At 33.7% G+C, this 12401-nt stretch carries 11 protein-coding genes; 6 read left to right on the top strand and 5 right to left on the bottom strand.

Annotated features, from left to right (window positions below):
• On the bottom strand, positions 1 to 1665 hold the full coding sequence (locus AC2TDS_RS13235; RefSeq protein WP_484736055.1) for a Na+/H+ antiporter NhaC family protein: 1665 nt from the start codon (positions 1663 to 1665) through the stop codon (positions 1 to 3).
• Positions 1666 to 1744: 79 nt separating this feature from the next.
• On the opposite strand from AC2TDS_RS13235, the gene AC2TDS_RS13230 reads away from it, so the two are divergent.
• The gene (locus AC2TDS_RS13230) at positions 1745 to 2767 is read left to right on the top strand and encodes a metal-dependent hydrolase (RefSeq protein ID WP_484736054.1); all 1023 of its coding nucleotides are present in this window, start codon (positions 1745 to 1747) and stop codon (positions 2765 to 2767) included.
• A gap of 156 nt (positions 2768 to 2923) precedes the next feature.
• On the opposite strand, the gene AC2TDS_RS13225 is transcribed toward AC2TDS_RS13230, so the two are convergent.
• Positions 2924 to 4141 carry an aminotransferase class I/II-fold pyridoxal phosphate-dependent enzyme gene (locus AC2TDS_RS13225; protein WP_484736053.1) on the bottom strand — a complete coding sequence of 406 codons (1218 nt, stop codon included), beginning with the start codon at positions 4139 to 4141 and terminating at the stop codon, positions 2924 to 2926.
• 164 nt (positions 4142 to 4305) lie between these two features.
• On the opposite strand from AC2TDS_RS13225, the gene AC2TDS_RS13220 reads away from it, so the two are divergent.
• Positions 4306 to 4764, top strand: a complete 459-nt coding sequence (locus tag AC2TDS_RS13220) for an Lrp/AsnC family transcriptional regulator (protein ID WP_484736052.1) — start codon at positions 4306 to 4308, stop codon at positions 4762 to 4764.
• Positions 4765 to 4766: 2 nt separating this feature from the next.
• Here the strand turns inward: AC2TDS_RS13220 and AC2TDS_RS13215 are convergent, their stop codons facing one another.
• Complete coding sequence (locus AC2TDS_RS13215; RefSeq protein ID WP_484736051.1) at positions 4767 to 5240, bottom strand: retropepsin-like aspartic protease; 474 nt, start codon at positions 5238 to 5240, stop codon at positions 4767 to 4769.
• 44 nt (positions 5241 to 5284) lie between these two features.
• Here AC2TDS_RS13215 and AC2TDS_RS13210 point away from each other — a divergent pair, with 44 nt between their 5' ends.
• Together AC2TDS_RS13210 and AC2TDS_RS13205 are read left to right on the top strand one after the other, a co-directional pair.
• Entirely contained in the window at positions 5285 to 6049 is a 765-nt protein-coding gene (locus AC2TDS_RS13210; protein WP_484736050.1) for a TatD family hydrolase, read from the top strand.
• A 154-nt stretch (positions 6050 to 6203) separates the two neighbouring features.
• Positions 6204 to 6698 carry a methylated-DNA--[protein]-cysteine S-methyltransferase gene (locus AC2TDS_RS13205; RefSeq protein WP_484736049.1) on the top strand — a complete coding sequence of 165 codons (495 nt, stop codon included), beginning with the start codon at positions 6204 to 6206 and terminating at the stop codon, positions 6696 to 6698.
• A 79-nt stretch (positions 6699 to 6777) separates the two neighbouring features.
• On the opposite strand, the gene AC2TDS_RS13200 is transcribed toward AC2TDS_RS13205, so the two are convergent.
• Positions 6778 to 7224 carry a nucleoside deaminase gene (locus tag AC2TDS_RS13200; protein WP_484736048.1) on the bottom strand — a complete coding sequence of 149 codons (447 nt, stop codon included), beginning with the start codon at positions 7222 to 7224 and terminating at the stop codon, positions 6778 to 6780.
• Between the two features lie 102 nt (positions 7225 to 7326).
• On the opposite strand from AC2TDS_RS13200, the gene AC2TDS_RS13195 reads away from it, so the two are divergent.
• Complete coding sequence (locus tag AC2TDS_RS13195; protein WP_484738953.1) at positions 7327 to 8079, top strand: UDP-2,3-diacylglucosamine diphosphatase; 753 nt, start codon at positions 7327 to 7329, stop codon at positions 8077 to 8079.
• A gap of 432 nt (positions 8080 to 8511) precedes the next feature.
• Here AC2TDS_RS13195 and AC2TDS_RS13190 read toward each other — a convergent pair whose 3' ends face one another.
• Positions 8512 to 11163 carry a TonB-dependent receptor gene (locus AC2TDS_RS13190; RefSeq protein ID WP_484736047.1) on the bottom strand — a complete coding sequence of 884 codons (2652 nt, stop codon included), beginning with the start codon at positions 11161 to 11163 and terminating at the stop codon, positions 8512 to 8514.
• 235 nt (positions 11164 to 11398) lie between these two features.
• Here AC2TDS_RS13190 and AC2TDS_RS13185 point away from each other — a divergent pair, with 235 nt between their 5' ends.
• Positions 11399 to 12388 carry an AAA family ATPase gene (locus AC2TDS_RS13185; RefSeq protein WP_484736046.1) on the top strand — a complete coding sequence of 330 codons (990 nt, stop codon included), beginning with the start codon at positions 11399 to 11401 and terminating at the stop codon, positions 12386 to 12388.
• The last annotated feature ends 13 nt before the right edge of the window (positions 12389 to 12401 follow it).

Genomic DNA, 12401 nt, shown 5'->3' with positions numbered 1-12401 from the left:
CTATTTCTCTGCCAGTTGTCTTATTTTAATCCTAAATGCAGCAAAAAGCAAGGTCATAAATGGACTTAGCCAATTAAACATGGCATACATTGCATATTCACCTACACCCACGCCCAAAACTCCTGATTGATAAGCACCACAAGTGTTCCAAGGAATCAGTACAGAAGTAACTGTACCAGAATCTTCAAGAGTTCTACTTAGGTTTTCAGGAGCTAATCCTTTATCGTCAAATGCTTTTTTAAACATTTTTCCAGGAATAACCAACGCTAAATATTGGTCTGAAGCAACAACGTTCAATCCTAAGCAACTAACAACGGTACTTGCAAACAACCCAAAAACTGATGAAGCAAAAGATAATAGTACTTTCGTTATTTTAGCCAATGCTCCAATAGCATCCATAATACCACCAAAAACCATAGCACATATAATTAAATAGATTGTCCATAACATTCCATTCATACCACCGGAGCTAAACAATTTTTTCAATCGTTTAATAGTAATTAGTTTTTCTAAACTATCTACCTTGTCAGTTAATATTGTACTGTCAAGTTTTTCTGAAGAGAAAAAGCTGGTAAGTGTTGCCTTTGTAAAAACCCCTTTCAAATCATCGTCACTAAATAGGTTCTTAAGTTTATCATCAGACTGTATGTTCTCAATATCTTCTTGCGATAAAACGTTTACATATTTTGAATTGTCAATAGGGATAGAGGTATCTGTTAACATTGAGCTTACAACAGCACCTGTTTTTGAATCTGAGAGAGTATTAATTATACTCGATTGAAAAACGAAGGCAAATACTCCTGCTAAGATTACCCCGGTACCTAAAGCAACTAACGGTTTTGTTTTAAAAAGAATAAGAACAATAACAACTAACGGAACAATAAAAAGCAAGGGAGTGGTATTAAAATAACTATCTATTGTTTCTAAAATAAACGAAGTGTTTGTGCTCCCTGTAGTATCAATAGTACCACTTAAAATTGTAAAGAAAATTAACGTCACTATTATTGTTGGTACTGTGGTATATGCCATATATTTTATATGCGTAAACAAATCAGTTCCTGCCATAGCCGGTGCCAAATTTGTAGTATCTGAAAGAGGTGACATTTTATCTCCGAAATAGGCTCCAGAAATAACAGCTCCTGCTATCATACCAGAAGGAATTCCGAGAGCGCTTCCTATACCAACAAGTGCTATTCCAACGGTTGCCGATGTGGTCCAAGAACTTCCTGTTGCTATAGATATAATCGCTGCAATTATAACACATGCTGGTAAAAATATTTCAGGACTTAAAACCTGTAGCCCATAGTACACCATCGCTGGGATAATTCCACTTACAAGCCAAGTTCCAGCCAGCGCTCCTACTAAAAACAAAATCATTATTGGGACAAAAACACTTTTCCAGTTTTCAAAAATTTCAATCATCATCCTTCGTGCAGTCACCTTGTTGAAAAAACCAACTCCAGCGGCAATTACTCCACCAATTAGTAAAATATACTGATTTGAATAATCTCCTAACCAAACTCCATCTGCATAGAAAATATTATAAGCCAATAATCCCATCAAGATCACAACAGGAACCAACGCTTCCCATATATTTAATTCTTTATTTTCGATTATCTTTTGATCGTCAATTTTTATTTCAGATATATTTTTACCTTCTTTCATTTTTTTATTTTTTCAGGTGTAATGTTACGATTTTGTAAAGAATTATACAAATTGAATCAATTTAGTACATTTGTACACTATGGATTCCTTAACTCAAATAGTTTTAGGTGCAGCTTGTGGAGAGGTTGTACTCGGTAAAAAAATAGGAAACAAAGCCTTACTTTTTGGGGCTATTGGCGGTACCATTCCTGATTTAGATGTATTTATTGGTCGTTGGTTATATGGTAATCAAATCGATGCTATGGCCTTTCATCGAGGGTTTATGCACTCTATTGTTTTTGCCATTATTGGTGCTTTTTTATTTGGCTGGATCACCTATAAACTATACAATAAAGGAAAACGGAGCGAGACAACCACCTTACAAAACTGGATTTGGCTATATTTTCTTTCTATTTTTACACATCCCATTTTAGATAGTTTTACTCCTTACGGCACTCAACTATTCTTGCCTTTTTCAGATTATAGAGTCGCTTTTAATACCATTTCAGTGGTAGATCCATTATATACATTTCCTTTTTTACTCTCTTTAATCATTGTCATGTTTTATAACAGAAAGCGAACCCGAAGAAATTGGTGGGCCAAAGCAGGTATTTACACCAGCTCTCTTTATATGCTTTTTACTGTAGTGAATAAGATATATATAGATGCTATTTTTGAAAAATCATTTGATAATGCAAGTATCTCCTATACAAGGTATTCAACACAACCCACCATTATGAATAATATTCTCTGGTATGGCGTTGCAGAAACGAGTACTGATTTTAAAGTTGGCTTTTACTCCTTATTAGACTCTAAAAATGAATTAGACACCATCATATCCATTCCTAAAAGTCATAATTTAATTGACACCCAGCATCCAGATATTAAAACCTTATTATGGTTTAGTAATAGCTATTACAATTTTGTTCCGAAAGATTCTTCTAAAAACATTGAATATCTAGACTTACGCTACCCGCTATTAAATCCAAAAAACGCTAAAACGTCCATGTTTCGTTTTGAATTAAAACAAGAAGGAAAACGTTGGGATATCACACCATTTTCGGGAAGAAACCCCACTAGAGAAGATATAAAGCAGTTTCTTAATCGTTTTTACGGCATATAAGAAATCCCTGTATATATACAGGGATTTCTACGCAATTATTACCAGTTATTCTTCAAAATTACTATAGAAAATAATCATTTTCTAATTAATATAAAGGGAATAAAAGGGTGTATCATTTCGATAATTTGAACTAATAAAAAGCATAATTGCTTATACTTAAGAGACAATTGTTTCTTTTAAGACACCGACTTCTAACATACATTCTTTCATCATTTTATAGGTACGCTCTATGTCATTATCCAATCCAATAGAAAAACGTATTAATCCATCAGTAAGTCCCATTTCTTCTTGTTCGTCTTCTGGTATTTCAGAAGAAGTAGAAGTTCCTGGTGCAGAAAATAGTGTTTTATAAAAACCTAAACTCACGGCCAAATACCCAAGGTTTCTCTCTTGCATTAGTTCCATCAAGGCATTTGCCTTATCTAACGACCCTGCATCAATAGTTAACATTCCACCAAATCCGTACTCTTCATTCATCATTGATTTAAAAACTTCATGAGAAGGGTGAGACTGTAGTCCAGGATATACCGTTTTTATACCAGCCGCCTCGAATTTTTCCGCTAAATACGTCGCATTTTTACTATGTTGTTTTATTCGGATGTGTAATGTCCTCATATTTTTTAATATCGAAGCCGATCGCATAGAATCCATAGAAGCCCCTAATAACATACTAGCTCCATCAATTACGCTTTTTTGAGAATTAACAAACTCTGATGTTCCACATACTACACCTCCCATTGTATCAGAACTACCGTTAATGAATTTGGTCAAACTATGCACTACAACATCAGCCCCTAATTGCACAGGAGAAATAGATAAAGGTGAAAAGGTATTATCAACCACTAAGGTTAAACTATATTTCTTTGCTAATTTTGATAATGCTTGTATATCAGCAACCTCTAATAATGGATTACTAACTGACTCACAATAAATCATTTTAGTATTCTCATTGATAGCCGCTTCAACCACTTCTAGTTTTGTAATGTCAACAAAAGAGGTCTCAATATTCATTCTTGGTGTAAAATTCTTTAAAAAAGCATAAGTTCCGCCATAAATAGTTCTACTTGAAACAATATGATCACCAGCACCACATACCTGTAAAATTGTTGGCGTTATTGCTCCCATACCGGAAGCCGTTACATTCGCTGTTTCTGTTCCTTCCATTGCTGCCAAGGCCTCTCCTAAATACAAATTAGAGGGAGACGTATGACGGGAGTATAAATAACATCCATCAGTGTTTCCTTCAAAAGTATCAAACATTGTTTTAGCTTCTAAAAAGGTATATGTAGATGAATCGGAGATCGAAGGGTTTACTCCTCCAAATTCTCCAAAATACTGTAAGTCTTGTATATTGTTTGCTGGTTTAAATTCCATATTATTTCAATTTCGTTGTTTATTTGACTACGAAATACCATAATTTTTGACAAAAAATCAATACTTTAGATATTTTTTAGATATTCTTTCTTTTTAAAGCTATAAAAAAGAAAATTTACAAACAAAAAAAAAGGTTCTCTATCAATAATTAGAATATTTTTCACATGAAGCTAGATATCATTGACAAAAAACTATTAACATTACTACAAAATGACAGTAAGCAAACTACTAAAAACTTATCACTGCAATTAAACTTATCGGTGACTGCGGTGTATGAGCGTATAAAAAAGCTCGAAAGAGAAGGAATAATTACACAATATGTTGCTCTAGTTGACAAAAATAAAATTGATAAATCGTTGCTCGTTTTTTGTCATATAAAACTAGAAAAACACACGGTAGAATTTATTGCCGATTTTGAAAAAGAAATAAATGATTTACAAGAAGTCACTGAATGTTTTCATGTAAGTGGGGAATACGACTATGTTTTAAAGATTTATATAAAAGATATGGATTCTTACAGAGAATTTATGATTAATAAAATAACAGGTCTGAAACATATAGGAAGCACCCATAGTGTTTTTACTATTGGAGAAGTAAAAAATACAATTGCGATAGCCTTATAAAACTAAAAAGGAAGTTTTATCACTTTTTTCTTTTTAGGTTTTTTAAGATACAAGATTTTTTTATTGTAATCAATAATAGCCTTCCCTGCTTCCAAAATATCAGCACCAATAATACCATGCACCTCTTTGGCATTATGCTGAGTTAACGCAGTATTTACATGTGATAAGTCAAATAACACTAAATCGCATTTTCTAGTTTTCCATTTCCCGATTTTCAATAAATTGTTTTCTGATTTTTGAGTTTCCATGTCAATAGCACCTGCCCCAGCCGCTTTGATTTCACTCTTTTCAGAAACTAGTTTAAAATAATCGATCAAATCTAAACCCACACAAGAATTGGAAGCACCGGTATCTAATATAAATCGTCCTTTTACCCCATTAATCTCCGCTTTTAATTCCAAATGATTGGTCTCAATTTGCTTTAGTTTCACTTTACTATACTTCTTTTTCTTCAATACTTTTTTCAAACTTGCCATTTCTCGTACTTTTGTGGGGCTAAGATACAATTCAATTATTAATAATGATTACTGATACACATACACATTTATACTCGGAACAGTTTGATAATGACAGAAATGAAATGATAGACAGAGCTAAAAATGCTGGTGTTTCTCGCTTTTTCATCCCTGCCATTGACAGTACTTACACCAACAAGATGCTCGATTTGGAAAAAAATTATCCAAATGAAGTGTTCTTAATGATGGGATTGCATCCGACCTCTGTAAAAGAAAACTACTTAGAAGAGCTTGCATTGGTCAAAGAATGGATTGACAAACGTAATTTCTATGCCATTGGTGAAATTGGTATTGATTTATATTGGGACACCACTTTTTTACCACAGCAACAGGAGGCTTTCAGAACCCAAATACAATGGGCGAAAGAAAAAAAGCTGCCCATTATTATTCATTGCAGAGATGCTTTTGAGGAAATATTTGATGTTTTGGAAAAAGAAAAAGGCGATGACCTATTTGGTATTTTCCATTGTTTTACTGGAACTATGGAACAAGCCAAAAAGGCCATTTCATATAATATGAAATTAGGCATTGGTGGTGTGGCAACTTTTAAAAACGGAAAAATAGACAAGTTTTTAAATCAAATTGATCTAAAGCACATTGTGCTTGAAACCGATTCTCCTTATCTAGCGCCTACACCGTATCGAGGTAAAAGAAATGAGAGCAGCTATATCACTAATGTTGTAGATAAACTTGTAGATATTTATGGAATACCTTTCCAAGAAATCTCAAAGATCACCACTAAAAACTCAATTGACATCTTTGGTATTTAATCAAACACCACTATTTCGTTATTTGTTTGTTATCTGAAAGACCCAAATGAATTGACTTGTTATATCAACTTTTCACGTCTGGTTGTTTTGGTGATTTACGTCATAAAAACAAGAGTTAACTCTTTTTACTTGTATTAATATATTACTAAAACTAATGCTCAACATTCAAATTATACACTGCAAAACACCCTTAGGCATAGCAGAAATCACTGGAAATGAAGAAGGGATCCAAACCGTTTCTGTTTTAAATGATGATGTTCAACCTTCAATGAAACAGCATTCAAATATTGCTGTTCCACTACTAGAATGCAAAAATCAACTCAACGAGTATTTCAATGGCACTAGAAAAGAGTTTACTTTAAAATTAAATCCTCAAGGAACAGCGTTCCAACAAAAAGTTTGGAAAGAACTATTACATATACCTTACGGAAAAACTAGATCTTATTTAGAGCAAACAAAACAAATAGGCCCTACGAAAGCCATAAGAGCTGTTGCCTCCGCAAATGGTAAAAACCCAATTTGGATCATTATACCGTGCCATAGAGTTATTGGCTCTAACGGGTCATTAACTGGATATGCAGGTGGTATTTGGCGTAAAAAATGGTTATTAGGACATGAAAGTAATTGCAAACAGCAATCACTTTTTTGATTTTAGGCCTACCTAAATTCAAGTCATATTCTACTCTTAATAACTTAAAAAAAAGACAATGCAATAACAGAAAAACACCCTAGTTTAGGTTACGTTTTTCTACAAAAAACTTTTTTATCAAAAAACTGCATTCCTCTTGTAAAACACCTGATACAACTTTAGTCTTTGGATGTAGTTTAGTTTGCAATACACTAAACCCTAACTTAGGCTCACTTGCTCCATAAACTATTTTCCCAATCTGTGCCCAGTAACTTGCTCCAGCACACATTTGACATGGCTCTAGCGTAACATATAATACACAATCCTTAAGATATTTCCCTCCTAAAAAATCTGCCGCAGCAGTAAACGCCTGCATCTCTGCATGCGCAGTTACATCATTTAAGGTTTCTGTTAAATTATGAGCTCTCGCAATTATTTGCTCTTTGAAAACAATAACAGCCCCTACCGGTACCTCTCCTTTATCATACGCTAATTGAGCTTCTTGCAAGGCTTTCTTCATAAAGTAAACATCATCGAACGGGTTCATTAGACTGACTTTTTAATAGAATTGAACAAAAGTAACCAAAAATTAAATGAGCCGACTCTATTCAAATTAGTTATTTTTGTCAAAAATTTAAGTTTGATTTCAATTCATATTCCTGAAAATAAGAAAATTTATTTCGCTTCCGATCAACATTTGGGAGCCCCAACTAAGGAAGTTAGTTTTCCACGCGAACAAAAATTTGTGAGTTGGCTAAATGACATTAAAAAAGATGCAGAGGCTATTTTTTTACTAGGCGATTTATTTGATTTCTGGTTTGAATATAAAACAGTTGTCCCTAAAGGTTTTGTTCGTGTTTTAGGGAAACTAGCTGAGATTAGAGATAGTGGAATTCCTATTTATTTTTTTGTAGGAAATCACGATTTATGGATGAGTGATTATTTTGAAAACGAACTAAACATCCCTGTGTATCACAAGCCTCAAGAATTCAAATTTAACAATGACACTTTTCTAATTGGTCACGGTGATGGTTTAGGCCCGCATGATAAAGGCTATAAAAGAATGAAAAAAGTTTTTACCTTCCCTCTGTTTCAATGGATGTTCAGATGGTTACACCCAGATATAGGTGTTAAATTAGGGCAATACATGTCAGTAAAAAACAAACTTATTTCTGGTGATGACGATGCTAAATTTTTAGGGGAAGAAAACGAATGGTTAGTTCAGTATTGCAAAAGAAAATTAACCGTCAAACATTACAATTACTTCATATTTGGGCATCGGCACTTACCGCTAGATATTGAATTACAAGAAAATAGTAAGTATATCAATCTCGGAGACTGGATTACCTATTTCACTTATGCTGTTTATGAAGACAATAAACTTTTCTTAAGAAAATATTAGTCCTAAGTATGACTAAAACCCTACCATAAAGAGAGAGGCTTTCTCTTTTATGAAATACTATTCAGATGTTAATTTAACGACCTTATCTTATACCATTGTGAATTAAACTTATCGCATCAGAAGATTCTATATTTTCCCTCTATACAAATCATATAAATCAAGTACAGCATTAGCTTATGATTTTTTCTGATAAAGCAAAAAGGAAGAAAAAGGCGTTTTACTACTGTAAACTCTAGTTATAAATGGCGTTATCTATTATGAATACCAATCTATGGATAACAACAAATATGAATAGAAAAGTATGATTGTGTAATTTTACTTACAAAACGAATGAGGTATTATTAAAACAACTATTATCATTTTAGTTTCTACCAAAAAAGAAAAAAAGCACCAGAAAATCCCGGTGCTTTTTCCATTTTAAACAAACATTAATTAAAATTCATAGTTCAATCCTACACTAAAATTAGTTCCTAATTGACCTAACTGTTGTACTTCTGAAGAGTACGTAAAACGATTTCCAGCCTGCGCTGTATTCGTCGATGGGTCAGTTGGATCAGGATATACATCAAATATATTGTTGATATTCCCGTTTAAACTAACTCTATTCGTTAATTTATAAACAAAACCTAAATCAGTAGATATTTTAGATGCCAAATCTTGATCTACACCTCCTGATTCTGGAGCGGTAACGGTAACTTTTCCAAAACCTGTATTGTTAAATGAAACATTCCATTTATCAATATCATAATTTAGACCTAAAATAAATTTAGACCTTGGTCTTGAATTTGTTATTAACCCTTGTTCTTGTCTATCAAAAATATTATACCCAGCACCTGCCAAAGCTGATGGAGTCGTAATAGCATCAAGTGTTGTCTTATTGAAATTCGCTGCTAAACTAGCTGTTAAACTCCCTTTACCAACCTCTATATTCCTGTAATTCAACACGATGTCTGCACCTGTTGTTTTTGTATCACCTGCATTAATAAAAAACTGAACAGCAACCACATTGTTATCACTCAAAATTTGCTCAACAGGGTTTGTTATTACCGCTGGATTACCATTTGAAGGTGGCGCTCCATCTTTATATCCAATTTGCGAAGAGAACAAAACTCTATCTTCTACGTTGATTTGATAAAAATCAAACGACACTGAAAAATCTTTATTAAATTTATAGGTAGCTCCTGCTGATATGTTTTTCGAAAGTTCATGCGTTAAACTAGGAACCCCTAAAGCCTGTATTGCAGGGTTATCATTTGCCAAAGTACCTTGCAACAATGGCTCTGAAGAACCTGCAACAATAATATACTGACTATTCGTTAAATGGGTTTGATGCAAAGAAGGAGCTCTAAACCCAGTACTATATGAAGCTCTTAACGCTCCTTTATCACCAATTTTATATCGTCCGTTCACCTTCCAAGAAAAGTTACTACCCGCATCAGAGAAATCCTCATAACGACCCGCTACTCCAAATAAAAACTTATCCGTGATATCATAATCTAATTGCCCGTAAGCAGCAAAGTTGTTCCTTGACCACATACCTGCTTCAGCTGGCTTAATCCCAGCAAATGAATCTGAACCTCCTCTGTAATAAGAAAAAGGATCTCCTTCAAAAGCTCTAAAACTCTCATCTTTATATTCAAGACCTAAAGCAGCACTTAATTGCTCTGAAATAATTCCTGTAATATCGAAATTCCCTACTACATTGGTAAACCTATATCCACCCGGCTTAAAACTCCTAGGAGATGTACCGTGATCATTTAAATAATCTCTGTTTACAGAGTTATTCACTGTATAAAAAACATCGTTTGCTCCATACGTTATACTAGCATCAGCATTCCAATTATCTGAAAAAGGAAACTTAATTCCAACCGCGTTAATATGGTCATCTATTTCCGTTTCAAAAGTTGGCTGATACCCAACAAAATCTTCTGGTCTAGACGTAATAAAATTAGCATCCGCTACACCACTTCTCCAGTAAGGGGCTCTATAATAAGCAAAACTCTTACCTGTTCTAGTCGTATAACCGTGGAATGTGTATAAGTTCGCTTTTTCACCAAGCGGGTGCTCTATATTTATGAAAAGATCTTTCTTTTTCATCTCTGGTTGCCCAACTGTCATACCAGCTGTTGGATTTGCTGCTAACCAAGCTACTTCATAAGGTCTTGTTGCCCCTTCACTTGCCGCGTTCACTACCCCTGCTCTATTGGTTGATTTTTGATTATAATACCCTAAAGTAATATTCGCAAAACCACCATCACCAAAATTAAAAGCAGTATTAAAATCTGCCCCAAAGTTAAATCCATCTCTTTCTGAAGTAATACCTGTTCTTGTGGTAAACGTAGAATACTCAACGTTTTTCTTAAGAATAATGTTCATCACTCCTGCAATAGCATCAGAACCATATAATGCAGATGCTCCATCTCTAAGAACTTCTACTCTTTCTATTGCTGCTGTTGGGATACTTTTTAAATCGACACCTACTTCTCCTTTTCCTGGTGTTCTGTTTAAATACACCTGAGCACTTTGGTTTTTACGTTTTCCGTTCACAAGTACTAATGTTCTACTAGGTCCTAAACCTCTCAAATCTGCTGGATCGTAATGTGCTGTTGCATCTGAGATTGCTTGATTCTGAGCATTAAAAGATGGCACTTTAAACACAAGCATTCTATCAAAAGTTGGTTTCCCACTTGCTTGTAGTTCTTTAACATCAATATTATCAATAGGCACTGGTGAATCTAAAATTGTTCTTGGTCTAGACCTGTTTCCTGTTAAAACAACTTCATCAAGAACACCACTGCTTTCTTTCAGCACAACCTTTAGGTTGGTAGCAGAAGTAACAGTAATCTCATTTGTATCATACCCCATAAAAGAAAACACAAGAGTTGCTGGCGTTTTTTTCAATGTAATAACGAACTCACCAGTGTCATTGGTATTTATTCCATTTGTGGTGCCTTTCTCGACGACATCAACAAAAGGGAGGGGCTCTCCATTTTCATTAGTTACTTTCCCCTTAATGGTTTGTCCTATCGAAATAGTAAAACACATTAAAGCGATAGCTGTAAATAGTTTGTTAGTTTTTTTCATAATTTCAAGGTTATAAATAATTAATTTTGTGTTAAAATGATAATACACAATTAACGTATTATTAACAAAAGACCTAAAATTTAATTTTATAACCATTATTTTTTATAAAATTTTTATTTTTATTTATTTATTTCACATTTCTTATCAGTTTTTAGGTTTAACCATACTTTAACATTTGTTAAAGTCTTAATATTGTAGTTTTGTTTAATAAAAGCTAATATAATTTAGAACACATATGGATGTAGATGTAAGAGTAATTAATGAAAAAATAGAACAAGAAAGTGCTTTTGTAGATTTGTTAACTGCAGAAATGAATAAGGTGATTGTTGGTCAAAAACACATGATTGAGCGATTGCTTATAGGTCTTTTAGGAAACGGACACATACTATTGGAAGGTGTTCCAGGACTAGCAAAAACATTAGCTATTAACACTCTTTCAAAAGCAGTTCATGGTAGTTTTAGTCGTATTCAATTTACACCTGACCTGTTGCCTGCTGATGTGGTAGGTACCATGATATACAATGTAAAAGAAAATGATTTTTCAATTAAAAAAGGTCCTATTTTCGCAAACTTTGTATTAGCCGATGAAATTAACCGTGCTCCAGCTAAAGTACAATCTGCTTTACTAGAAGCTATGCAAGAACGCCAAATCACCATTGGAGATGAAACCTTTAAACTTGACGAGCCTTTTTTAGTAATGGCTACGCAAAACCCTGTTGAACAAGAAGGAACTTACCCGTTACCAGAGGCGCAAGTAGATCGTTTTATGCTTAAAACAGTTATAGACTACCCTAAATTACAAGAAGAACAAATTATTTTGCGTCAAAATCTAAGCGGAAGCTTTGCTAAGGTTAATCCTGTTGTTTCCATAGAACAAATAATTAAGGCACGCCATGTAGTTAATGAAGTATATATGGATGAGAAAATCGAAAAATACATCTTAGATATTGTTTTCGCTACACGTTATCCTGAAAAATACAATTTAGAGAAACTGCAAGGACTCATAAGCTTTGGTTCTTCTCCTCGTGGAAGTATTTCTCTAGCGAAAGCCGCTAAATGTTACGCTTTTATTAAAAGAAGAGGCTATGTGATTCCTGAAGATGTTAGAGCTATTGTTTATGATGTTTTACGACATAGAATAGGAATTACGTATGAAGCCGAAGCCGAAAATATTACGTCAATAGACATTATTAACACCATTATTAACGAAGTTCAAGTTCCCTAATTTTAATTAACCA

This window comes from Tenacibaculum profundicola (assembly GCF_057220795.1).
Note: the sequence above shows the minus strand (reverse complement) of the source record. Positions and strands in the feature narration are given on the sequence as shown.